20 protein-coding genes are annotated in these 22,136 nt (G+C 73.2%); 10 read left to right on the top strand and 10 right to left on the bottom strand.

Features of this window, described 5'->3' with window-relative positions; all coding sequences use genetic code 11:
- Positions 1 to 86 precede the first annotated feature (86 nt).
- Positions 87 to 845, bottom strand: coding sequence for a GntR family transcriptional regulator (locus tag ACIRO3_RS09635; protein ID WP_404134378.1), 759 nt, complete (start codon positions 843 to 845; stop codon positions 87 to 89).
- Between the two features lie 161 nt (positions 846 to 1,006).
- Between ACIRO3_RS09635 and ACIRO3_RS09630 the strand changes: the two genes are divergently transcribed.
- A complete protein-coding gene (locus ACIRO3_RS09630) occupies positions 1,007 to 1,420 on the top strand; it encodes an ATP-binding protein (protein WP_404134376.1) in 414 nt (137 codons plus the stop codon).
- Here ACIRO3_RS09630 and ACIRO3_RS09625 read toward each other — a convergent pair.
- From ACIRO3_RS09625 to speB, 5 genes are all read right to left on the bottom strand, one after another.
- Entirely contained in the window at positions 1,410 to 2,066 is a 657-nt protein-coding gene (locus ACIRO3_RS09625) for a hypothetical protein (protein ID WP_404134373.1), read from the bottom strand. The two genes, ACIRO3_RS09630 and ACIRO3_RS09625, sit on opposite strands and share 11 nt — an antisense overlap.
- A 10-nt stretch (positions 2,067 to 2,076) precedes the next feature.
- A complete protein-coding gene (locus ACIRO3_RS09620) occupies positions 2,077 to 4,218 on the bottom strand; it encodes a hypothetical protein (RefSeq protein WP_404134371.1) in 2,142 nt (713 codons plus the stop codon).
- A gap of 11 nt (positions 4,219 to 4,229) precedes the next feature.
- Positions 4,230 to 4,667, bottom strand: coding sequence for a hypothetical protein (locus tag ACIRO3_RS09615; RefSeq protein WP_404134368.1), 438 nt, complete (start codon positions 4,665 to 4,667; stop codon positions 4,230 to 4,232).
- A 198-nt stretch (positions 4,668 to 4,865) separates the two neighbouring features.
- Positions 4,866 to 6,551 carry a thiamine pyrophosphate-binding protein gene (locus tag ACIRO3_RS09610; RefSeq protein ID WP_365997777.1) on the bottom strand — a complete coding sequence of 562 codons (1,686 nt, stop codon included), beginning with the start codon at positions 6,549 to 6,551 and terminating at the stop codon, positions 4,866 to 4,868.
- A gap of 5 nt (positions 6,552 to 6,556) precedes the next feature.
- Positions 6,557 to 7,519 (bottom strand): agmatinase, encoded by a 963-nt coding sequence (speB, locus tag ACIRO3_RS09605; RefSeq protein ID WP_053674744.1) that lies wholly within the window; start codon positions 7,517 to 7,519, stop codon positions 6,557 to 6,559.
- Positions 7,520 to 7,631: 112 nt separating this feature from the next.
- Between speB and ACIRO3_RS09600 the strand changes: the two genes are divergently transcribed.
- The 5 genes from ACIRO3_RS09600 (at position 7,632) to ACIRO3_RS09580 (ending at position 13,590) form a co-directional block, all read left to right on the top strand.
- On the top strand, positions 7,632 to 9,401 hold the full coding sequence (locus ACIRO3_RS09600; protein ID WP_404134364.1) for a PucR family transcriptional regulator: 1,770 nt from the start codon (positions 7,632 to 7,634) through the stop codon (positions 9,399 to 9,401).
- A gap of 303 nt (positions 9,402 to 9,704) precedes the next feature.
- Positions 9,705 to 10,241, top strand: a complete 537-nt coding sequence (locus ACIRO3_RS09595) for a CAP domain-containing protein (RefSeq protein ID WP_404134361.1) — start codon at positions 9,705 to 9,707, stop codon at positions 10,239 to 10,241.
- Positions 10,242 to 10,486: 245 nt separating this feature from the next.
- Positions 10,487 to 11,644, top strand: a complete 1,158-nt coding sequence (locus ACIRO3_RS09590) for an acyl-CoA dehydrogenase family protein (RefSeq protein ID WP_361771602.1) — start codon at positions 10,487 to 10,489, stop codon at positions 11,642 to 11,644.
- Between the two features lie 38 nt (positions 11,645 to 11,682).
- The gene (locus ACIRO3_RS09585; RefSeq protein ID WP_267799520.1) at positions 11,683 to 12,561 is read left to right on the top strand and encodes an acyl-CoA thioesterase II; all 879 of its coding nucleotides are present in this window, start codon (positions 11,683 to 11,685) and stop codon (positions 12,559 to 12,561) included.
- Positions 12,562 to 12,618: 57 nt separating this feature from the next.
- Positions 12,619 to 13,590: a cation diffusion facilitator family transporter gene (locus ACIRO3_RS09580; RefSeq protein WP_404134357.1), complete on the top strand. Its 972-nt coding sequence runs from the start codon at positions 12,619 to 12,621 to the stop codon at positions 13,588 to 13,590.
- Between the two features lie 34 nt (positions 13,591 to 13,624).
- On the opposite strand, the gene ACIRO3_RS09575 is transcribed toward ACIRO3_RS09580, so the two are convergent.
- Together ACIRO3_RS09575 and ACIRO3_RS09570 are read right to left on the bottom strand one after the other, a co-directional pair.
- Positions 13,625 to 14,455 (bottom strand): DUF4253 domain-containing protein, encoded by an 831-nt coding sequence (locus tag ACIRO3_RS09575; RefSeq protein WP_404134354.1) that lies wholly within the window; start codon positions 14,453 to 14,455, stop codon positions 13,625 to 13,627.
- Positions 14,456 to 14,523: 68 nt separating this feature from the next.
- Positions 14,524 to 14,973 carry a MarR family winged helix-turn-helix transcriptional regulator gene (locus ACIRO3_RS09570; RefSeq protein WP_404134351.1) on the bottom strand — a complete coding sequence of 150 codons (450 nt, stop codon included), beginning with the start codon at positions 14,971 to 14,973 and terminating at the stop codon, positions 14,524 to 14,526.
- An 89-nt stretch (positions 14,974 to 15,062) separates the two neighbouring features.
- Here ACIRO3_RS09570 and ACIRO3_RS09565 point away from each other — a divergent pair, with 89 nt between their 5' ends.
- Positions 15,063 to 15,926, top strand: a complete 864-nt coding sequence (locus tag ACIRO3_RS09565; protein WP_404134348.1) for an SDR family NAD(P)-dependent oxidoreductase — start codon at positions 15,063 to 15,065, stop codon at positions 15,924 to 15,926.
- A 78-nt stretch (positions 15,927 to 16,004) separates the two neighbouring features.
- On the opposite strand, the gene ACIRO3_RS09560 is transcribed toward ACIRO3_RS09565, so the two are convergent.
- Both ACIRO3_RS09560 and ACIRO3_RS09555 read right to left on the bottom strand, forming a co-directional pair.
- Positions 16,005 to 16,826, bottom strand: a complete 822-nt coding sequence (locus ACIRO3_RS09560; protein ID WP_361771736.1) for a phosphatase — start codon at positions 16,824 to 16,826, stop codon at positions 16,005 to 16,007.
- 56 nt (positions 16,827 to 16,882) lie between these two features.
- Positions 16,883 to 17,461 carry a TetR/AcrR family transcriptional regulator gene (locus ACIRO3_RS09555; RefSeq protein ID WP_361771606.1) on the bottom strand — a complete coding sequence of 193 codons (579 nt, stop codon included), beginning with the start codon at positions 17,459 to 17,461 and terminating at the stop codon, positions 16,883 to 16,885.
- A 99-nt stretch (positions 17,462 to 17,560) separates the two neighbouring features.
- Here ACIRO3_RS09555 and ACIRO3_RS09550 point away from each other — a divergent pair, with 99 nt between their 5' ends.
- The 3 genes from ACIRO3_RS09550 to ACIRO3_RS09540 are packed head-to-tail and all read left to right on the top strand — an operon-like array spanning position 17,561 to position 22,132.
- Positions 17,561 to 19,177: a carboxyl transferase domain-containing protein gene (locus ACIRO3_RS09550; RefSeq protein WP_361771607.1), complete on the top strand. Its 1,617-nt coding sequence runs from the start codon at positions 17,561 to 17,563 to the stop codon at positions 19,175 to 19,177.
- A 16-nt stretch (positions 19,178 to 19,193) separates the two neighbouring features.
- The gene (locus tag ACIRO3_RS09545; RefSeq protein ID WP_404134344.1) at positions 19,194 to 21,203 is read left to right on the top strand and encodes a biotin carboxylase N-terminal domain-containing protein; all 2,010 of its coding nucleotides are present in this window, start codon (positions 19,194 to 19,196) and stop codon (positions 21,201 to 21,203) included.
- 11 nt (positions 21,204 to 21,214) lie between these two features.
- Positions 21,215 to 22,132, top strand: coding sequence for a hydroxymethylglutaryl-CoA lyase (locus ACIRO3_RS09540; protein WP_404135285.1), 918 nt, complete (start codon positions 21,215 to 21,217; stop codon positions 22,130 to 22,132).
- Positions 22,133 to 22,136 lie beyond the last annotated feature (4 nt).

The raw sequence follows: 22,136 nt of genomic DNA, 5'->3' as shown, positions 1-22,136 counted from the left end.
TCATCCCGCCGCAACAATCGCACTGCCGTACGGGGACGGCACGCGAGCCTCACCCGATGGTGTCGCGAGGGGGGCGGGTGGGGGGCCTAGGCGTCGAACGCGTACTCCAACACGTACGCGGAGGAGTCGAGGACCATCTCGTTGACCTCCACGACCCGACCGTCGGCGGCGAAGGCGGTACGGACGACCAGGACGACGGGAGTGCCCGTCCCGAGCCGCAGCGCGGCGGCCTCCTCGGGGCTGGGCATCCGCGACCGGATCTCCTCGCGGAACCGGGCCGGCGCGTGGCCGAGGTCGGCGAGGCGGGCGTAGATGCCGCCGGGGCCCGTGTCGGGTTCGACGATGGAAGTGCCGGCCACGAGAGCCGCGTCGAGGTAGGAGGTCGCGAGCATCACGGGCTTCCCGTCGAGCAGGAACCTGCGGCGGCGGACGACGGCCGGCGCGCCGTCGTCGAGTCCGAGCACCGAGGCAACGGGCTCCGGTGACGCCTCTTGTGCGACGCCGAGGAACTCGACCACGCGTTCGCGGCCATCCGTGTCGGCCGCCCAAATCGAACGCCCCTCGGTCCACACGTCGGCTGCCAGCCGAGAAATGCTGCGGCGCCGGATGGGCCTGAACTCCCGCACGAACACACCGGCGCCCTTGCGGGCTTCGGTCAACCCCTCCGCCTGGAGCACCCCGAGCGCCTGCCGGGCGGTCATCCGGGCCACCCCATGAGTGGCCATGAGGTCGTTCTCGCCGGGGAGACGGGCTCCCGGCCCGTATTCGCCCGAGGCGATGGCGTCCTTCAGGGCGGCGGCGATGCGCTGGTACTTGGGCTGTCGTGCGGGGCCATCACTCGGCATGCGGTCCTCCCTGATCTTCTCCGGTCATCCTAGGCACCCCGCCGATCGGAGGCGGCGGCACACTCACCCGGCCGATGGAATCGAACATCTCTAGAGACCCATTGACGCGCACCCGCTGCGGGCGCTTCACTGGCCGGACGTATCTCTAGAGAGGTGTTGCGGTGATTGCGCTGTCCATCGTTGAGGTCTTCTGGATCGAGCCGCGCGGCCCCCGCGCCCCGGGCCGGGCTCGGGCGCGACTACGGGTGCAACTCGCGGAGTGGCAGGTCGGCGCGGACTCGGCCGAAACGGCCGAGCTGCTGCTCTCCGAGCTGGTCACCAACGCCGTACGCGACGCCCGGGCCCCGCACGGCCGGGACATCGGGGTCCGGCTCGCACGGTACGGCGACGTGGTGCGGGTGGAGGTGTCCGACGCGGGCCCCGCGGTCGTCCTCGTCCCCCGGGCCGCCGGCGAGTCGGACGAGCGCGGCCGGGGGCTCGCCATCGTGGCGGCACTGGCGGTGCGGTGGGGGCAGTGCCCGCGGGCACACGGAATCGGCAAGGCCGTGTGGGCCGAGATCCCCGTCAGGACGTAGGAAGCGGCTTCACCACCGGGGGCTTCGCGAGGGGCTCGTTCTCGCAGCCGAGGGCCTCGGTGACGCGGCGGGTCATCAGGTAGGCGAGGGAGGTCTGGCGGTCCTTGGCCGGCTGGTCGATGTCCGCCGGGGCGATGTCCGTCCGCCCGAGGTTCACCGTGTACGAGGCCTTCGCGTACAACCACGCCGACTTCGACGGCTCGGCCAGGTCGCCGGGCATGTCGCACCGGACGAACAGCGTCGTGGAGTGGTAGTTGCTCTCACCGAAGGCACCGTTCACGTCGAACCGGCCCGCCTCGGGCAGTGACGGTTCGACGAACTTCGACGTGCGGGGCGCCCACCCGACGTCGAACGCCGCGCTCTCGGTCCGAGTGGGCGGACTGTACCGACAGGTGGAGGACGCGAAGGTTTCCTTCGTCGGCCCCATCTCCCCCAGTGCGCGCTCCAGCGTTTCCACCAGACGGTCTGTGCGGTTGGGGATGGAGGTCTCGAAGCTGTCTGCGCGGATGATCCCCCGGAGAAGTTTGTCCTCTTCCGACGCCGGGGTGATGGCGCACAAGTGGTCCACCTTCGCCTCGGGCTGGCCCGAGGTGCACGAAGCCAGTGTCAGCACGGCGAGCACGGCGGCCGTCGACCGCGCGCACATCCTCGGTACGTCAGGGCCGCAGATGCGCACGAGCCGCCTCCCGCCCGGTCGAGTAGGAGGCGTTCGCCGTGTTCTGGGCGTGCTCGAAGGCGGGGTCCCCTTGGATCGCCCGATCCTTGCCCCAGGTGCTGAACAACTCGTTGGTCCCGTCCACACCCGCAGCGTAGTTCTCGCTGGATTCCTTCTTGCTCTGCTCCTCGGCCGCGTCCTTGACGCCCTCCACCCAGTCATAGGCGGCCACGTCGATCAGCGAGCCACCGACCGTGCCCACGACCGGGATCTCGCCGATGAGTCCGTTCGCTCCGGCAGCCGAGTACGTGGACGTGGCCTCCGCCCACTCGACCTTGTCGTCTTCCTTGTCCTTGTAGACGTCGGCCCCGATGCCGTTGAGGGCGCCCGCCGCCACGCCGACACCATGGGCGCGGTTGTCCCAGTCCACACCGTGGTCCGCACTCTTGTTCGGCGCGGCCGTGGCGAGCTGTTCCGCCGAGTACGCCCGCTCCGCCTCGACCATCAGGGCGTAGGCAGGGCCGTCGTCCGCGATGCCGCGCATCACGCGCATCAGGCTGCCCTGGCCGACCGCGATCTGCGCCTTGTCGCCCGAGCCGTGGATGGAGTCCTTGCCTGCCACGCCGCCCAGGTCCGTGTTCTGGCCACCGAGGATCTCGTGGGTGTCGTCGACGTAGTCGACCAGCGCCTTCGCCATCGGTTGGCGCAGGCCCTCCAGGTCCTCCGGGAACTCGTCGCCGCCCATTTCGTCGTCGAGCAGGCGGATCGCGTTGTGCATGACGCGCGCCTGGCCCTCGGTGTGGGGGCCGGGCGGGCCCAGCTTCTCGCCGTCCGGGTGGCCGGTGGCCGCCGCCTGGATGGCAGCGCCCAGGCCCACCGTCTTGTCGCCGTGCATCTCGATCGGCGGGCCGACGGCGGTCGAGATCCAGGGGTCGGGCATGTCGCGGTCTTTGAGCAGGTACTTCAGGTGCTCGTTCTTGTTGCCGGCCGCGTCGGGGTCGAGGAAGTACGTCGCCGAGTCCGGGTCCTTGGCCATGATGCCCAGCAGGCCGTCCAGCGGGTCGGAGACCAGGTTCGGGCGCTGGCCGTCGTAGGCGTGGTCGTACATGTGCGGCTTCGACTTCTCGGCCTCGATCATGCCGTTGCCGAGGTCGTTGAGGAACTGCTTGCCGTAGCCGTCGCCGTTGGCCATGAGGGTGACCAGCGCCTGGTACCCGTACGTCGGCCGCGTGCCCTTGGCCACCAGTTCGGGGCCCTGCTCCTTGAGGCCGTCGACGAACGGCTTGTAGGCGTAACTCCCGGGGTCCTTCGTGCCGGAGGCGACCGTCGAGGCGAGGCCGGTGTTGATCGACTCGTAGAGCTTCTTGTCGGACGCGGACGCCCCGCGGTCGTTGGCCGCCAGGTTCATCTGGTCGGCGAGGTGCAGGGTGTCCTTCGCGCCGAGGGCGTGCAGGTACGCCTCGCTGAAGTGCTTGTCGTCGCCGTTCTGCTTGAGGATCTCGTTGTAGTGCCGCAGTTCCTCGGGAGAGGCCTTGCCGTCACGGACCTTCGAGGTGAGTGCGAGGGCCTCCACGGCCTCGACGTCGCCGACCGGCTTGGAGTTGAAGCCGAACATCGCGGTCCCGTCGGCACCCGACGCGTTGAGCAGTGCGGTCTTGACGTCGGCGTCGAACTCGGTGACCGCCTTGACCGCGTCCCCGATCCGGCGCGTCCAGGACCGCTCGACCTCGGGGAGGTCCGGGTCGTGCCGGATCGCCTTCGCGGCGTTGCCGTCGACCTTGCTGAAGTCGTAGCTCGCGACGCCGTGGTCGGAGACCTTCATGCCCGCGGCCTCGGCGTCCGCCACGGCGGACTTCACCCGGCCCTTGAGGTCCGTGAACCGGGTGTGCGCGTCACGGAGCAGCGACTCCATGGCCAACGCCTCCTTCTGCGCGGAGGCGAACTCGTGGCGCGTCATGCCCGAGTTGGACGCGGCGGTCTGCGCGCTGGAGCCCATCCAGCCGTTGCCGGCGGAGACGCTCTGGACCTCGTCCTTGTAGACGTCCTCCATGGTCTTGAACTGGGTCGCCATGGCCTTCCAGCCGTCGGCGGCCGTGGTCAGCGCGGAGAGGTCCGTCTGTACGATCTCGGAATAGCTCGGCATGCCGTCTCCCCCTACAGTCCCGCGACCTTGGACTGCCCCGGCTGGAAGCTGCGGCCCGTCAGTTGGTCGTTGCCGGTGAACAGGTTCGAGGCCCCGCGCAGCGCCGTCTTCTCCGAGTTCAGCCTGGCCATCAGGCGCTTCACCTGGTCGTCCCAGTGCGTGTGCGCCTTCGTCAGGCCCGCTGCCGTGTCCCAGCCGGTGAAGGCCTTCACGGCGGTCTTCGTCGGTTCGTCGGCCGCGTCCGCCGCCTTCTTCGTACCGGGCTGCAGGACGTTCTCGATGGTGTTGGCCGCCTTCTTCTTCGCGGGAGGGGCCGTCGCGAGGGTGCCGGGGATCCCCGGCGTGGTGGATCCGCCCGGATCGGCGGCGAGTTGGTTCAGCCGCATCCTCGGTGACGGCCCGTCGGGCGCGCCCTGCCCGTCACCGTTCCACTCCTGCGCGAACGACACTGTTCCCCCCGCGAATTCCGACCCGGCCCCCGGGCCCCTGCGTGTGGGATCCCCTGATGGGATCCCCTGCGTGTTGGATCACGGGCAGCCTACCGAGCCGCCCCGAGGGTCGCCCACAGAGCGGTGGAAGCGCGGGGAACCCGTGTACGAACCGTGGGCGAACCGTGTACGCCTCGTGCCGGGCGGTCGCGACAGAACCTACAGGTGGGTGGGGGCGAACATCCGCAGGGCCGTCGGGAGGACCAGGACCGAAGGGCCCGGGGTGGCGAGGGACGTGGCGAGGTCCTCGCGGAGGGTCTCCGGGGTGGTGGTGGCCGCCGGGACGCCGAAGGAGGCGGCCAGGGCGACGAAGTCGGGGCGGGTGAGTTCGGTGCCGGTGGAGCGGCCCTCGAAGGCGGAGGTCATGTACTCGCGCAGGATGCCGTAGCCGCCGTCGTCCACGATCAGCCAGGTGACGTCGAGGTCGTGCTGCCGGGCGGTGGCCAGCTCGGCGAGCGAGTACATCGCGCCGCCGTCGCCGGAGACGGCCAGTACGGGGGTGCCCGGTTCGGCGACGCAGGCGCCGAGGGCCGCCGGGAAGGCGTAGCCGAGGCCGCCCGCGCCCTGGGCCGAGTGCATGGTGTTGGGGTGTTTGGCGTCGAAGGCGGACCAGGCCCAGTAGGACAGGATCGTCATGTCCCAGAACGACGGGGAACGGGCGGGCAGGGCGGCGCGGATCGAGGTCAGGAGCCGCTGCTCCAGGGCCAGGTCCTGCTCGGCGAGTCGGGCCGCGATCGCGGACAGGACCAGGCTCACGCGCTCGGGCGCCGTCGGGTCCGGGCGTTCGGACACCGTCTCCAGGAGGGCCTGGAGGGCGAGCCGGGCATCGGCGTGGATGCCGAGGCCCGCGTGGTTGGACTCCAGCTTCCCGAGGTCGGCCTCGATCTGGACGACCCGTCCCTCGGGGAAGAAGGTGTGGTAGTTCGAGGAGAGTTCGCCGAGCCCCGATCCCACGACGAGCAGGACGTCCGCGTCCTCCAGGAAGTCCGTCATGTGGCGGTCCTCCAGCCAGGACTGGAGGGACAGCGGGTGCGTCCACGGGAAGGCGCCCTTGCCTCCGAAGGTGGTGACCACCGGGGCGTTCAGGCGTTCCGCGAGCTGCCTGAGCTTGCCGGCCGCGTCGGAGCGGACGACCCCGCCGCCCGCGATGATCACCGGGCGTTCGGCGTTCTCCAGCCAGTGCGCGGCCACGGCGGTCAGCTCCGGTCGCGGGGCGAGCTCGTGCGGGGTCGCGTCCACGCCCGTGACCTGCGGGATCAGGGTCTCGGCGCGCAGTACGTCCTCAGGGATCTCCACCCAGACGGGCCCGTGCGGGGCGGTCAGCGCCGACTCCCAGGCCTCGGCTACCACCGAGGGGATCTGGGAGGGGGTGCGGGCGATGTGGACGGACTTCACGACCTCGCGGAACGACGCGGCCTGGTCCCGTAGTTCGTGCAGGTGCCCGCGCCGGCCCCCGCCGAGGCCCGCGGTCGGGACCTGGGAGGAGATGGCCAGTACGGGCGCGGAGGCGGCGGCGGCCTCCGCGAGGGCGGGCAGGGCGGTCAGTGCGCCCGGGCCGGTGGACAGCAGCAGCGGGACGGCCTCGCCGGTGAGCCGGCCGTACGCGTCGGCGGCGAAGGCCGCGTTGTTCTCGACCCGCAGCCCGACCAGCCGCAGGTCGGACCGCCCCACCGCGTCGAACATGGCCAGGGCGTGCTGCCCGGGCAGGCCGAACACGGTGGTGGCGCCGAGCGAACGCAGCGTCTCCACGACCAGGTCCCCGCCCGTCCGCCCCGGGGGCGGCGCGAGGGCCGCCGCCTTCTGGGCTTCGGTGGGACGGAGTACCAGGTCGTGGTCGTGCGTCACTTCGCTTACTTGCCCTTCGCCTGCGCGATCTGTCGCGACATGATCGTGGTCAGCTCGTACGCGGTGTGCGAGGCCGCGACCGAGGTGATCTCGGCGTGATCGTACGCCGGGGCGACCTCGACCACGTCGGCGGAAACGAGGTTGCAGGAGGACAGTCCGCGGATGATCTCCAGCAGCTCGCGGGAGGTCATGCCGCCCGCCTCCGGGGTGCCGGTGCCGGGGGCGTGCGCGGGGTCCAGCACGTCGATGTCGATGGAGATGTACAGCGGGCGGTCGCCGATGCGCTGGCGGAGCTGGTCGGCGACCTCGTCGGCGCCGCGTCGGTAGACGTCGGCGGAGGTCACGATGCCGAAGCCCATCTTGGCGTCGTCGGTGAGGTCCTGCTTGCCGTACAGCGGGCCGCGGGTGCCGACGTGCGAGAGCGCCTCGGTGTCGAGGATGCCCTCCTCGACGGCCCGGCGGAACGGGGTGCCGTGCGTGTACTCGGCACCGAAGTAGGTGTCCCAGGTGTCCAGGTGCGCGTCGAAGTGGAGCAGCGCGACCGGGCCGTGCTTCTTGGCGACCGAGCGGAGCAGCGGGAGAGCGATGGTGTGGTCGCCGCCGAGGGTCATCAGGCGGGAGCCGGCGCCGAGCAGCTCGTCGGCGGCTGCCTCGACCTGGTCGACGGCCTCGTTGATGTTGAAGGGGTTCACGGCGATGTCGCCGGCGTCGGCGACCTGGGCGAGCGCGAACGGGGAGGCGTCCTGCGCCGGGTTGTACGGGCGCAGCAGGCGCGAGGCCTCGCGGATGGCGTTGCCGCCGAAGCGGGCGCCGGGCCGGTAGGAGACGCCGGAGTCGAAGGGCACGCCGACGACGGCCACGTCGGCCGAGCCGACCTCGTCGAGGCGGGGCAGCCGGGCGAAGGTCGCGGGGCCCGCGTAGCGCGGGATGCGGGAGGAGTCGACGGGTCCGCGCGGCTGCGTGCTCATCAGGGGGTGCCTTCCGGAGGGGGTGTGCGGTCCTTCGAGCGTAAACGGACATCCCGGAGGCACGCAGTGTACGTTTCATCCATCGAGGCCCCCCGATGTGTACGGAGTATCCATGCCACGTCCGGTGCAGGAGCAGCAGCCGCCCACCCCCGGCGTGGAGCTGGGGACCCTGCTCGCGGACCGGGAGCTGGGGCTGCGCGCGCTCGCGCCGGGCGGCGCGGGGACTTCCTCCGCGGCCTCCGTCGCCTCCGCGTCCGCCCCGCCCGGAGCGCACGCCCTGCCCGCCCCGCCCGGAGCGCACGCCGTCCACGCCGTGCACGCCTCGGAGATGCCGGATCCGTCCCCGTACCTGCTCGGCGGGGAACTGCTCCTGACGGCGGGCGCCTGGCTGGGCCGGGACGACGGACCGGGGGCGGGGGCGGATCACGGCGCGGGGGCCGCTCCGGGCGCGGCGGCGGATCAGGGCGCGAGCGCGCTGCGGTACGTCGAGCGGCTCGTGCGCGCCGGGGTGGCCGCGCTCGGCTTCGGCGTCACCCCGGTGCACGGGACCGTGCCGCGCGAGCTGACCGACGCCTGCGCCGCGCTCGGGCTGCCGCTCGTGGAGGTCCCGCCGGGCACCCCCTTCACGGCGGTGGCCCGTACCGTGTGGCGGCTGATGGCGCAGGCCCGTACGGCCGAGCTGCGCCGGGTCGCCGACGCCCAGCAGTCGCTGGCGGCCGCGGCTGCGCGCCCTGACCCGGTCCCGTCGGTACTGGCCAGGCTGGCCACCTCCCTGTCCGGGCACGCGGCCCTGCTCATCCCGGGCGGGCCGGACCGCGCCGCGGGCCGGCCGGTCCCCGAGCGGGCCCGGGAGGCGCTGGCGGCCCTGGCCCGCCACGTGGGCGCGCCCGGCCCGACCACCGCCACCGACCGGGCGGCGGGCTGGCACCTGTCCGCGTACGCCCTGGGACGCCGCCCGGCCCGCGCCCCCACCGACCCGACGGGCACCGGCGCCGGAACGGGCGTCGGAACGGGCGCCGGGACGGGCCTCGGAACGGGCGCCGGGACGGGCCTCGGGACCGGCGCTCCGCCCTCGCCCGCGGAACCCGGCTCCCCCGCGCAGACCCCCGCCCCCGCCCCCGCGGCTCCCCCGGCGCTCCCCTGGCCGGTGCTCGCCGTGGCCACCCCGCTGCGCGCCCCGGGCGACCAGACGATCGCCTCGATCGCCGCCGTCCTGCTGACCCTCCTCACCGCCGACCGGCCCGGCGGGTCGGGCGAGGCGGCCACCCTCACCCGGCTGCTGCTCGGCGCCACCCCCGCGCAGGCGCTCGGGCCCGGACCGTGGACGGCGGTGCACGCCCGCGGCGGGGGTGACCCGGCCGCCCTGGCCGCCTCGCTCGGCACCCCGCTGTACGCCGCCGAGGGGTCCCTCGTACGCCTCCTCGCCCCGCGCGATCCCGGCCCCCGGCCGGGCTGGCGGCTCGGGGTGAGCGCCCCCGCCCCGGCCGAGGCCGCCGCGCTGGCCGCCGCCGACGCGCAGGCCGCCCGCGCCCTCCAGCGCGCCGAGAGCGCCCGCGCGCCCCTGGCCCGGCACGCGGACACCGGAGTGGCCGGGCTGGTGGCCGAGGCGGAGGCCCGCGCACACGCCGAGGCGGTACTGGCGCCACTGAGTCCCGTGCTGCGGGAAACCCTGCGCGGTTGGCTGGCCCACCACGGCAGTTGGGACCGGACCGCGGCCGCCCTGGGCGTGCACCGCAACACCGTGCGCCAGCGCGTGGCCCGTTGCGCGGCCCTGCTGGACCGGGACCCGGACGACGCGGACGTACGGATGGAGTGGTGGTTCGCCCTGCGCTGGGCCGCCGCTCCCCCGGCGCCGCCCACGCCGCCCCCGCACGGGGACTGACGGGGTCGACCCGGGCCCTCGCCGCCCCACCGCCGCGGCCGCGAAGGGCGCGCGGACACCGGGCAGTTGTGCATCAGGAGGGGGCCCGCCGTGGCCGGGGGCCGCCCCGGCTCCGGTCGCCGCACGCATACCCGGGCCATACGCTGGACTGACCGGAGGCGGCGGTGCTGCCGCCGACCGGATCTCGCACCGACGATGGCCGTTGCGCGTCATCGCCCCGAGCCGGCCGTGCGGCCCCTCTTCGGGACCGCCCCGATGTGCGCCGGACCTTCCCGCATGCCCCCGGGCGACCAGGAGGTCGCGATGAACCACACCCGGACACGCCGCGAACACCGCCGCCGCGCCACGGCCGTCGCCTCGGCGGCCCTGCTGACCGGAGGTCTGCTGCTGGCGACAGGCGCCTCGACGACCGTCGCCGCCTCCGCGGGGCTCCCGTCGGCGGTCAGCCCGGCCGACCAGCAGGCCATGCTCGCCGAGACCAACAGCGTCCGCCAACAGAACGGGCAGCCACCCCTCGGCTGGGACGGCGGCCTGGCCAACCAGGCCCAGGGATGGGCGGACGACCCGCAGTCCTCCGCGGGCGACGAGCTGCACCACAGCTCGATCAACGTCGCCGAGAACATATCGAGCGTCGGACCGGGCGGGGCCGTCGGCCAGTGGGCCTCCGAGAAGGCCGCCTACGACGCGGCGGGCCCCGACTACGACACGAACAGCGCCTCGTACCGGTACTGGGGCCACTACCACAACATGGTCCAGCCCCACTACACCAAGATGGGCTGCGGCGCGAAGAGCGGCGTCGGCGTCCCCGGCGGCTGGGTCACCGTGTGCCACTACTCCTGACCCGCCGGGCGCCGGCCCCGTGGAGCGTGGCGACACGCCGGCGCGGGGCCGGGCCCGAACCGCACGCACTCTTTCCCGATCACCCCGTTCGACCGACCGCGCGCAGCGCCCGGCAGACCCGTGCCGGGCGCTGCGCGCCGCCCGGCGGGCCTCCTCTCTGGACGGATGGACAACTCGCCGGTAACTTTGTATGAGCAAGCGCTTAGACATAAGCGGCGGACCGCCGCGACGAAGGGAGTCCGGCCGTGCGCCGTACCGTTTTCAACGAGGACCACGAGGCGTTCCGCGAGACCATCCGCGACTTCATCGAGACCGAGGTCGTGCCGGTCTACGACGACTGGTTCCAGGCCGGCCAGGCGCCCCGCGAGTTCTACTACAAGCTCGGCGAGCTGGGCATCTTCGGCATCAACGTGCCCGAGGAGTTCGGTGGCGCGGGTCTGGACACCCACAAGTTCGAGGCCGTCCTCTACGAGGAGACCTCCCGCGCGGGCGTCAACTTCGGCGGCTCCGGCGTGCACGTGCTGCTCGCCCTGCCCTACATCAAGATGCTGGCCGACGACGAGCAGAAGAAGCGCTTCCTGCCGAAGTTCGTCACCGGCGAGGAGATGTGGGCGCTGGCGATGACCGAGCCGGGCACCGGCTCCGACGTCGCGGGCATGAAGACCACCGCCAAGCTCTCCGAGGACGGCACGCACTACGTCCTCAACGGCTCCAAGACCTTCATCACCGGTGGCGTGCACGCCGACCGGGTGATCGTCTGCGCCCGCACCTCCTCCCCCCGCGAGGACGACCGCCGCTTCGGCATCTCCCTCTTCGCCGTGGACACCAAGTCCGCGGGCTACTCGATCGGCCGCAAGCTCGACAAGCTGGGCCTGCGCACCTCCGACACCGCCGAGCTGGCGTTCGTCGACGTGAAGGTCCCGGTCGAGGACCTCATGGGCGAGGAGAACAAGGGCTTCTACTACCTGGGCGCGAACCTGCCCTCCGAGCGCTGGGGCATCGCCTTCGGCGCGTACGCCCAGGCCAAGGCCGCCGTCCGGTTCGCCCAGCAGTACGTGACGGACCGCACCGTCTTCGGCAAGCCGGTGGCGCACTTCCAGAACACCAAGTTCGAACTGGCCGCCTGCCAGGCCGAGGTGGACGCGGCCGAGGCCGTCGCCGACCGCGCCCTGGAGGCCCTGGACGCCGGTGAACTGACCGCCGCCGAGGCCGCGTCCGCGAAGCTCTTCACGACCGAGGTCGCGCACCGCGTCATCGACAAGTGCCTCCAACTGCACGGCGGCTACGGCTACATGAACGAGTACCCGATCGCCCGCCTGTACGCCGACAACCGCGTGAACCGCATCTACGGCGGCACCAGCGAAGTCATGAAGTCCATCATCGCCAAGTCCATGGGCCTGTAAGGGATTCCGGACCCCTTCCGGGACCTACCCTTCCCCCCATGAACGAGGCTCTGACGACGCTCCTCGATCTGCTCGACCTGGAGCAGATCGAGGAGAACATCTTCCGCGGTACCAGCCGTTCGGCGCTGGTACCGCGCGTCTTCGGCGGACAGGTCGCGGCCCAGGCGCTGGTCGCGGCCGGGCGGACCGTGCCCGGGGACCGCACCGCGCACTCGCTGCACTCCTACTTCCTGCGCGCCGGCGACCCCGGCGCGCCCATCGTGTACTCGGTGGACCGGATCCGCGACGGGCGTTCCTTCACCACGCGCCGCGTGGTGGCCGTCCAGCACGGCCAGCCGATCTTCCACCTCTCCGCGTCCTTCCAGACGTACGAGGAGGGGCTGGACCACCAGACGGCGATGCCGGACGCCCCCGATCCCGAGACCCTGCCCACCGCCGCCGAGGCCCTGCCCGCGTACCGGGGGATCTTCCGCGACCCGGACACGGTGGAGCGGCTGATCGAGGCGCGGGGCGCGGTGGACCTGCGGTACGCGACGACCCCTCCGTGGGGCAGTGTCGGGCAGCCGGTCGAGCCGCGCTCGCAGGTGTGGTTCCGTACCGCCGGGAAGCTGGAGAGCGACGACGCCCTGCTGCACACCTGCCTGGCCACGTACGTCTCGGACATGACCCTGCTCGACTCGGTGCTGCTCGCGCACGGCCGGGGCGGCTGGGCCGTCGGCGACGTGGTGGGCGCCTCGCTGGACCACGCGATGTGGTTCCACCGGCCGTTCCGCGCCGACGAGTGGCTGCTGTACGACCAGGAGTCCCCCTCGGCCGCCGCCGGCCGGGGTCTGGGACAGGCCCGCATATGGACCCAGGACGGGCGGCTGGCCGTCACCGTCATCCAGGAGGGCGTGGTGCGCGTCCCGCGCGGCTGAGTCCGCGTCCGGGTGTCGCCGACCTCGCGACCCGGGCGTCGGACGTACCGTCGCCTCGTGCCCGAAGAAGCGGAAAGTCTCGCGACGGTCGTCGTCGCGGTCGTCACCAACCTCGGCATCGCCGCCGCGAAGGCGGTCGGCGGGGTCGTGAGCGGATCCAGCGCCATGCTGTCGGAGGCGGCGCACTCGGTGGCCGACACGGTGACCGAGGTGATGCTGCTGGTCTCGCTCAAGCGCAGCGCCCGGCCGCCGGACCAGGCGCACCCGCTGGGTTACGGGCCGGAGCGCTACATCTGGGCGCTGCCGGCGTCGGTCGCCACCTTCGTCGGCGGTGCGGTGTTCGCCGTGTACGACGGGATCCACACGCTGGTGCACGGGGAGGAACCCGGGGACCCGGTGGTCTCGTACGTGATCCTGGCGGTGGCGTTCCTGCTGGAGGGCTACTCCCTGCTGGTGGCGTGGCGCCAGATGAAGGGCGAGGCCGCGCGGCCGGCCGCGCCCCTGGGCCGGTACGTGAAGCACACCCCGGACACGGCGGTGAAGGCCGTGCTGCCGGAGAACGTGGCCGCGCTGATCGGCCTGGTCCTGGCCGCCGGCGGGCTGCTGGGGGCGCAGCTGACCGGGTCGGGGGTGTACGACGGGGTGGCGTCGCTGCTGATCGGGCTGCTCCTGGTCTGGGTGGCGTGGGAGTTGGGCCGCTCGAACGCGCGGTACCTGATCGGCCGCCCGCTGCCCGCCGCGACCCGGGCGCAGGTCCGGGAGGAGCTGCTGACCGTGCCGCACATCGAGGCGGTGCTGGAGCTGACGACCCTGGTGCAGGGGCCGGCCGAGGTGCTGATCGCGGCGAAGATCGACTTCCTTGACCTGGCGTCGGCGCGGCAGGTGGAGGCCGCGTGCGAGGACGCGGAGGACCAGTTGCGGGAGCGCTTCCCGGCGATCCGCCGCGTCTACCTGGACCCGACGCCGACCCCGGCGGCCCCGCCCGCGCCTCCCGCCGCGGCTCCGCCGCCGCCCGGCCGGGGCGACTGAGCGGGCGGTGCGGCCGCGGCCGGCCGGACGCCCCTCAGTCCCACCAGAATCCCCAGGTCCGGGCGCCGACGACGGCCTCGTCCGCGTAGGCGTGCACGCTGCCGGAGCCCTGCCAGACGTTGTCGGGGCAGAAGGCGAAGTGCTCGGCGGCGACGGGGAGCGCGGCGGCCCGCGTCGCGGGCGGGGCGGCCACCGACAGGTGGAGTTCGTCGAAGCCGAGGGCGAGGACTCGGGCGCCGTAGCGGTCCTCCCAGGAGCGCAGGACGGTGCTGACGAGCGCCGTGTCGTTCTCGTGGTTCAGGGGGCCGCGCCACCCCATCGCGGTGGGCGCGTCCGCTCCCCGGGCCGCGGGTATCAGGGCCAGTCGGGGGCTCGGCAGGACGCCCTCCCGGATCAGCTCGTCGGCCCGCGCGACGGCCTGTTCCTCCGGATCCCCGTCCGGGACCCCGGGCTCGGCGAGTCCCGGCCACTCCCGGCCGAAGGGCGCGATCAGCTCCGCGCCCTCGGCGCCCTCCTCGGGATCGGGCACCACCCCGGCCCAGTACGCGCGCAGGACCGGTTCGACGTGGTGGTCGTCGGGGTCGGACATCTCGCGGGGCCGCAGCTCGCCGCGGGTCCACCAGTTCTCCAGGCCGCTCCGATCCTGGAACAGCACCGCCTGGAGGCCGGCCGCCCGGGCCGGGCCGCGGTGGGCGGCGAGCGCGCCGGGGCCCACCGGCTCGTCGGACACCCACACCAGCGGCGACCGGCGCGCGAACCGCCGGCCGGGCCCGTCGATCAGCGCGCCGGGCGGCAACCCGAGCCCCAGGGAACCGCCTTGGGGGTCGGTGGACAGCACGGACAGCGGGTTCGGCGTCTTCGTCATGGGGCGACCGTAGGCGCCGGCACTGACAACGCCCGGTCGCCCGCTCGCCGTTGACGGCGTGCGACGGCCTACGCCTTGAGCTTGGCCCAGATCGCCCCGAGGGCGGCGATGTCCGCGTCGTCGAGCCGGTCGTCGAAGACCTCGGCGAGGGCCTCGCGGCGGGTGGCGTCGGCCTCCCGGAAGGCGCGCCGGCCCGCTTCGGTCAGGCCGATCCGCACGGAGCGCGCGTCGGTCGGGGAGGGTATCCGCTCGACGAGGCCGCGCGCCTGGAGCGAGTCGGCGACGCGGGAGACCTGGCTGCGGCTGAGCAGGGTCCGGGCCCCCAGTTCGGAGGAGGCGACCGGCTCCTGCTGGGCGTGCAGCCACAGCATCACCTCGAACCACGAGAGCGGCAGGTCGTGGCGTCGGGTCAGGGCCTGGTCGACCCGGGCGGTGAGCGTGGTGCCGGCCCAGACCAGGCCGTAGAAGGCGTGGTCGCGGGGGCTGAGTCCGCCCATGGAGAGCTCGTTGTGCGCCATGACGAGGAGCCTACCTAATTGCGTGCACACGCACACATGGTTAATGTGTGTGTGCACGCACAGGAATGCATCGATCCTCAGGAGCCCCCATGTCCGCCACCCCCACCCCCGCCGACCCCAAGGTCGTCCTCGTCACCGGCACCTCCACCGGCATCGGCCTGGCCGTGGCGGTCGCCGCCGCCCGCGCGGGCCTGCACACCGTCGCCACCATGCGCGACCCCGGCCGCGCCGACGCCCTGCGGGAGGCGGCCGCCGAAGCCGGCGTCGCCGAGCTGATCCAGGTCAAGCCGCTCGACGTGACGGACGCCGCGTCCGTGGCCCGCTGCGTGGCGGAGGTCGTCGCCGAACACGGACGACTCGACGCGGTCGTGAACAACGCGGGCGCCGGGTTCGTCGGCACGATCGAACAGCACGGCATGGAACCGGTCCGGGCCGCGATGGAAGTCAACTACTTCGGCGTCGTCGAGGTCACCCGGGCCGCGCTCCCCCACCTGCGCGCCTCCGGCGGGCGGGTCATCACGGTGACGAGCGTCGGCGGCATGATCGGCCAGCCGTTCAACGAGGCCTACTGCGCGGCCAAGTTCGCCGTCGAGGGCTTCATGGAGTCGCTCGCCCCGGTCGTCGCCACCACCGGAGTACAGGTGGCCGTCGTCGAACCGGGCGCCGTCACCAGCGAGTTCGTCGCCACCATCGGGATCGACGTACCGACCCTGCTCACCGAGGCCGGTCCGTACGCCCCGGCGCTGCGGGCCTACCTCGGGCGCACCTCGCAGGCCTACGACCACGCCCAGACCTCGGCCGAGGCGGCCGCGCCCGTCATCGAGGCGCTGACCGCGGAGCGGATGCCGTTCCGGGTGCAGACCTCCGACTGGGCGCGGGACTTCGTCGCCCTCAAGCTCGCGGACCTCGACGGCTCGGCCGTCCAGGACTTCACGGCCGGCTGGCTGAAGTAGCCCCGCCCGCGGCCGACCGGGCGGCCGACCCGTGACCGCACCCGTCGGGCGGGGCGCACGCCCCGCCCCGCGCGACCCTCAGGCCAGGCCCGCGGCGTCCAGCAGGTAGGCCACCATCGGGTCGTAGTGGCGCGGGTCCCGGACGTGGTCGTCGAGCGGGATCGCCACCTGGAGGGTGCCCTCCGCCTCGGCGAGGAACAGGGCGGGGTCGTTGCAGTCGGCGTACCCCACCGCGTCCAGGCCGCGCTGCGCCGCGCAGCCCGCCCAGCCGTGGTCGGCCAGCACCAGGTCGGGCTGCGGGCGGTTCTCGGCCGCCAGCCCGTCCAGGATCGCGGCCATGGGCTCCGGCGAGTGGGTGTGCCACAGGGTCGCGCCCCGCTCCAGCACGGCCACGTTGGCGAACTGCCACACGGAGCCCTCGTCCGCGACCAGCCCGCGCGGGATGACCACGATCTCGCAACCGGCCGCCCGCAGGGCCTCGCCGGTCGCCCGGTGCACGTCCAGGAGGCCGCCGGGGTGCCCGGTGGCCAGCAGGACGCTCTGCCGATCCAGCGCCGCCTTGCGCAGCCGGGCGGCGAGCCGGTCCAGGGCGGCCACCGTCAGCTCGGGGTCGATGGTGTCCTGGCCGAAGCGGTGGGTCGCGTCGTCCACCACTCCGCAGCGTTCCGCCATCACGGCGAGCACGTCCTGCTCGTCGGCCCAGCGGTCGCCGAGTTCCAGTCCCAGCCAGTAGTGGCGGTCGCCGTTGGCGAGCTTGCGGTAGTGGGACAGGTTGTTCTCGCGCGGGGTGGCGACGTCGCCCGCGATCCGCGTGCGGACCAGGTGGTCGACGAGTTCGGCGCGGCTCGGCGTGTGAGCGGACTGGGCGGGCGTCTCTATCGGCTTCGGCATACGGCCCATTCTGCCGTCGCGCGCCGTCACGCGCCGGAACCATTTCGACCCGCGGACGCCGGGCGTCACCCCGACAGCGCCCCGAAAGCACCGTTGGCCAGCCGCCGCAGCAAGGACTCGGTGGCCTCCCGGCCCAGGGCCGCCAGGTGCGGGGTGGAGTTCAGCAGGCCGAAGACCGCGTGCACGGAGACCCGTACCTGCGCCTCCCCCACCTCCGGGTGCAGTTCGCGCACGACCCGCACCCACAGCTCGACGTACTGGCGCTGCAACTGCCGTACGAGCTTGCGGTCGGCCTCCCGCAGCCGGTCCAGCTCCCGGTCGTGCAGGGTGATCAGCGCCCGGTCGTCGAGCGCGAAGTCGATGTGGCCCTCGACGAGGGAGGCCAGCAGTGCCTCCGGGTCGCCGGCCGCCTCCTCGGCGCGCCGTCGGCCGCCGGTGAGCAGCCGCTCGCTGATCCCGACCAGCAGTTCGGCGAGCATGGCGTCCTTGCCGGCGAAGTGCCGGTACAGGCCGGGTCCGCTGATGCCCACCGCGGCCCCTATCTCGTCCACCCCGACGCCGTGGAAGCCGCGCTCGGCGAAGAGACGAGCGGCCTCACTGAGGATCTGCTCGCGACGGGTCGGGGCGGCCGCTCTGGTGCTCATGGGAAACCATTCTAGACAGGGCCGTTAGCGCTCGTTAACCTAAGGCCCATACGCGTTAACGACCATTAACCGCGTGCACCGAGCAAGGGAGCTCGACCGATGCAGCAGGCACCAGTGCTGACGAGCGCCGCGGACCCGGCGTCCGAGGCCTGGCGGACCAACGAGGCCGCCCACCGCGAACTCGCCGAGGGCCTGCGCGCCCGGCTGGAGGCGGCCCGCCTGGGCGGCGGGGAGCGGGCCCGCGCCCGCCACACCGCCCGCGGGAAGCTGCTTCCCCGCGACCGCGTGGACGCCCTCCTCGATCCCGGATCGCCCTTCCTGGAGCTGGCCCCGCTGGCCGCCGAGGGCATGTACGGGGGCGCGGCCCCGGCCGCCGGGGTCATCGCGGGCATCGGCCGGGTCAGCGGCCGCGAGTGCGTCATCGTCGCGAACGACGCCACCGTCAAGGGCGGCACCTACTACCCGATGACCGTCAAGAAGCACCTGCGCGCCCAGGAGGTGGCACTGGAGAATCGTCTCCCCTGCCTCTACCTGGTCGACTCCGGCGGCGCCTTCCTCCCGATGCAGGACGAGGTCTTCCCCGACCGGGAGCACTTCGGCCGCATCTTCTACAACCAGGCCCGCATGTCCGGCGCCGGCATCCCGCAGATCGCGGCCGTGCTCGGCTCCTGCACCGCCGGCGGGGCGTACGTCCCGGCGATGAGCGACGAGGCCGTCATCGTGCGCGGCCAGGGCACGATCTTCCTCGGCGGCCCGCCGCTGGTGAAGGCCGCGACCGGCGAGGTGGTCACGGCCGAGGAGCTCGGCGGCGGCGAGGTCCACTCCCGGGTGTCGGGTGTGACCGACCACCTCGCGGAGGACGACGCGCACGCGCTGCGGATCGTACGCAACATCGTGGCGACGCTGCCCGAGCGCGCGGCGCTGCCCTGGTCGGTGGAGGCTCCCGAGGAGCCGAAGGTGGACCCGTACGGCCTGTACGGCGCGGTGCCGGTCGACTCCCGCACCCCCTACGACGCCCGCGAGGTCATCGCCCGGATCGTGGACGGGTCCCGCTTCCAGGAGTTCAAGGCGGAGTTCGGGCAGACGCTGGTCACCGGTTTCGCCCGGATCCACGGACACCCGGTCGGCATCATCGCCAACAACGGCATCCTCTTCTCCGAGTCCGCCCAGAAGGGCGCGCACTTCATCGAGCTGTGCGACCAGCGCGGGATCCCGCTCCTCTTCCTCCAGAACATCTCCGGGTTCATGGTCGGCCGCGACTACGAGGCCGGCGGCATCGCCAAGCACGGCGCCAAGATGGTGACGGCCGTGGCGTGCACCCGGGTCCCGAAGCTGACGGTGGTCGTCGGCGGTTCCTACGGCGCGGGCAACTACTCGATGTGCGGCCGGGCCTACTCGCCCCGCTTCCTGTGGATGTGGCCCAACGCGAAGATCTCGGTGATGGGCGGCGAACAGGCGGCCTCCGTGCTGGCCACCGTCAAGCGCGACCAGATCGAGGGCGCGGGCCAGGAATGGCCGGCCGAGGACGAGGAGGCCTTCAAGGCCCCGGTCCGCGCGCAGTACGAGGAACAGGGCAACGCCTACTACGCCACCGCCCGCCTCTGGGACGACGGGGTCATCGACCCCATGGAGACCCGGCAGGTGCTGGGACTGGCCCTGACCGCGTGCGCGAACGCCCCCTTGGGCGACTCCGCTTTCGGCATCTTCCGCATGTGACGTGAGGACCTCTTCGATGTTCAGCACTGTTCTGGTCGCGAACCGGGGCGAGATCGCGGTACGGGTCATCCGCACGCTGCGGCAGCTCGGCATCCGCTCCGTGGCCGTCTTCAGCGACGCGGACGCGGACGCCCGCCACGTACGGGAGGCCGACACGGCCGTCCGGATCGGCCCGGCGGCAGCCGCGGAGAGCTACCTGTCGGTGGAGCGGCTGCTGGACGCGGCCCGCCGCACCGGCGCCGAGGCCGTCCACCCCGGCTACGGCTTCCTCGCGGAGAACGCCGCCTTCGCGGCCGCCTGCGCCGACGCCGGACTGGCCTTCATCGGGCCGCCGGCGAGCGCGATCTCCCTGATGGGCGACAAGATCCGGGCGAAGGAGACGGTGAAGGAGGCGGGCGTGCCCGTCGTCCCGGGCTCCTCGGGCAGCGGCCTCACCGACGCCGAACTGACCTCCGCCGCCGAGAAGATCGGCGTGCCGGTGCTGCTGAAGCCCTCCGCGGGCGGCGGCGGCAAGGGCATGCGGCTGGTCCGCGACGCGGACCTGCTCGGCGAGGAGATCGCCGCGGCCCGCCGCGAGGCCCGCTCCTCCTTCGGTGACGACACCCTGCTCGTCGAGCGGTGGGTGGACCGGCCCCGGCACATCGAGATCCAGGTGCTGGCGGACGCGCACGGGAACGTGGTGCACCTGGGCGAGCGGGAGTGCTCGCTCCAGCGACGCCACCAGAAGGTCGTCGAGGAGGCCCCGTCGGTCCTGCTGACGCCGGAGCTGCGGGCGTCGATGGGCGCGGCGGCCGTGGAGGCGGCCCGTTCCTGCGGGTACGTCGGCGCGGGCACCGTGGAGTTCATCGTGCCGGGCGGCGACCCGTCCTCGTACTACTTCATGGAGATGAACACCCGCCTCCAGGTGGAGCACCCGGTGACGGAGCTGATCACCGGGCTGGACCTGGTCGAACAGCAGCTGCGGGTCGCGGCGGGCGAGCCGCTCGGATTCGACCAGTCCGGGGTCACCCTCACCGGCCACGCCATCGAGGCCCGCGTCTGCGCGGAGGACCCGGCGCGCGGGTTCCTGCCCTCCGGCGGCACGGTGTTGGCCCTGTCGGAGCCGTCCGCCGGAGCGGTGCGCACCGACTCCGGGCTGGCGGCGGGGGTGGACACCGGCTCGACGTACGACCCGATGCTGTCGAAGGTGATCGCGTACGGGCCCGACCGGGCCACCGCCCTGCGCGTGCTGCGGGGGGCGCTGGCGGACACCGTGATCCTGGGCGTCCAGACCAACGTCGGTTTCCTGCGGCGGTTGCTGGCGCACCCCGACGTGGTGTCGGGCGACCTCGACACCGGGCTGGTCGAACGCGATCTGGCGTCCCTGCTCCCGGAGGGGATCCCGGACGAGGTGTACGCGGCGGCGGCGTTGTCGGCCCGGGAGGCCGCGCCGGCGGAGCCGGGCGGATGGGTGGACCCGTTCGACGCCGCCGACGGCTGGCGCCTGGGCGGCACCCCCGCCTGGACGGTCCACCACCTCCGCCTGCCGGGCCGGGACCCGGTGGAGGTCCGTACCCGCCCGGCCGGGCGGGACACGGAGCTCCTCGCGGGCAGCTCCGGCGCACCGGTCCGCGGCCGCGTCGTGACCCGGACCCCCGACACGCTCACGGTGGAACTCGACGGCGTCACCCACCGCTTCAGCCACGCCGCCTCCCCCGAGGGGATCTGGCTCGGCCGCGACGGCGACTCCTGGCACCTCCAGCGCCACGACCCCGTCGCCGCGGCGCTCACCGGCCGCGGCCACGGCGGCGCGGGCACGCTGGCCGCCCCGATGCCCGGCACCGTCACCGTCGTCAAGGTGGCCGTCGGGGACCGGGTGGCGGCCGGTCAGAGCCTGCTCGTGGTCGAGGCGATGAAGATGGAGCACGTCATCTCCGCCCCGCACGCCGGCACGGTCACCGAGCTCGACGTGACCCCCGGCACCACCGTCGCCATGGACCAGATCCTGGCCGTGGTCACCCCGGAGGAAGAGGAGGGCGCCGAGTGAACGGCCTGCCCATGACGGTCCCCGAACCCGGGCTGCCGACCCGCGTCCGCATCCACGAGGTGGGCGCCCGCGACGGACTGCAGAACGAGAAGACGCCCGTACCGACCGGGGTGAAGGCCGAGTTCGTCCACCGGCTCGCCGCGGCCGGCCTCACCACCATCGAGGCCACCAGCTTCGTCCACCCCAAGTGGGTGCCCCAGCTCGCGGACGCGGAGCAGCTCTTCCCGCTGCTCCGCGACGTGTCCGCGGACCTGCCCGTCCTCGTCCCCAACGAGCGCGGGTTGGACCGGGCGCTCGCCCTGGGGGCCGACCGGATCGCGGTGTTCGGTTCCGCGACGGAGACCTTCGCGGCCCGCAACCTCAACCGGACCGTCGCCGAGTCCCTGGCCATGTTCGAGCCCGTGGTGGCCCGCGCGAAGGAGCACGGGGCGCACGTGCGCGGGTACCTCTCCATGTGCTTCGGCGACCCCTGGGAGGGGGCCGTCCCCGTCCCGCAGGTGGTCTCCGTGGCCAAGGCGCTGCTGGACCTCGGCTGCGACGAACTGAGCCTCGGCGACACCATCGGCGTCGCCACCCCGGGGCACGTCCGGGCCCTCCTCGACGGGCTCGACGGGGAGGGCGTGGAGGTCGGCCGGATCGGTGTGCACTTCCACGACACCTACGGCCAGGCCCTCTCCAACACCCTCGCCGCGCTCCGGCACGGCGTGACCACGGTCGACGCCTCCGCCGGCGGCCTCGGCGGCTGTCCGTACGCGAAGAGCGCCACCGGCAACCTGGCCACCGAGGACCTCGTGTGGATGCTCGACGGCCTCGGCATCGAGACCGGGGTCGACCTGGCCGCCCTCACCGCCACGAGCGTGTGGATGGCCGAGCGGTTGGGGCGCCCCAGCCCCTCCCGTACCGTCCGCGCCCTCTCCCACAAGGAGTAACGAA

Origin of the sequence: Streptomyces sp. NPDC102278 (assembly GCF_044766345.1) — a bacterium.
Classification (GTDB): Bacteria; Actinomycetota; Actinomycetes; order Streptomycetales; family Streptomycetaceae; genus Streptomyces.
This window is presented reverse-complemented; position numbering and strand designations above follow the sequence as displayed.

Bases quoted from the DNA above. Each gene is read 5' to 3' on its own strand.
- ACIRO3_RS09560 (WP_361771736.1), bottom strand. From the start codon at position 16,826: ATGGGCCGTATGCCGAAGCCGATAGAGACGCCCGCCCAGTCCGCTCAC.
- ACIRO3_RS09545 (WP_404134344.1), top strand. From the start codon at position 19,194: ATGTTCAGCACTGTTCTGGTCGCGAACCGGGGCGAGATCGCGGTACGG.
- ACIRO3_RS09550 (WP_361771607.1), top strand. From the start codon at position 17,561: ATGCAGCAGGCACCAGTGCTGACGAGCGCCGCGGACCCGGCGTCCGAG.
- ACIRO3_RS09565 (WP_404134348.1), top strand. From the start codon at position 15,063: ATGTCCGCCACCCCCACCCCCGCCGACCCCAAGGTCGTCCTCGTCACC.
- ACIRO3_RS09625 (WP_404134373.1), bottom strand. From the start codon at position 2,066: ATGTGCGCGCGGTCGACGGCCGCCGTGCTCGCCGTGCTGACACTGGCT.
- ACIRO3_RS09555 (WP_361771606.1), bottom strand. From the start codon at position 17,461: ATGAGCACCAGAGCGGCCGCCCCGACCCGTCGCGAGCAGATCCTCAGT.
- ACIRO3_RS09575 (WP_404134354.1), bottom strand. From the start codon at position 14,455: ATGACGAAGACGCCGAACCCGCTGTCCGTGCTGTCCACCGACCCCCAA.
- ACIRO3_RS09570 (WP_404134351.1), bottom strand. From the start codon at position 14,973: ATGGCGCACAACGAGCTCTCCATGGGCGGACTCAGCCCCCGCGACCAC.
- ACIRO3_RS09540 (WP_404135285.1), top strand. From the start codon at position 21,215: ATGACGGTCCCCGAACCCGGGCTGCCGACCCGCGTCCGCATCCACGAG.
- ACIRO3_RS09635 (WP_404134378.1), bottom strand. From the start codon at position 845: ATGCCGAGTGATGGCCCCGCACGACAGCCCAAGTACCAGCGCATCGCC.
- ACIRO3_RS09620 (WP_404134371.1), bottom strand. From the start codon at position 4,218: ATGCCGAGCTATTCCGAGATCGTACAGACGGACCTCTCCGCGCTGACC.
- ACIRO3_RS09595 (WP_404134361.1), top strand. From the start codon at position 9,705: ATGAACCACACCCGGACACGCCGCGAACACCGCCGCCGCGCCACGGCC.
- speB (WP_053674744.1), bottom strand. From the start codon at position 7,519: ATGAGCACGCAGCCGCGCGGACCCGTCGACTCCTCCCGCATCCCGCGC.
- ACIRO3_RS09600 (WP_404134364.1), top strand. From the start codon at position 7,632: ATGCCACGTCCGGTGCAGGAGCAGCAGCCGCCCACCCCCGGCGTGGAG.
- ACIRO3_RS09585 (WP_267799520.1), top strand. From the start codon at position 11,683: ATGAACGAGGCTCTGACGACGCTCCTCGATCTGCTCGACCTGGAGCAG.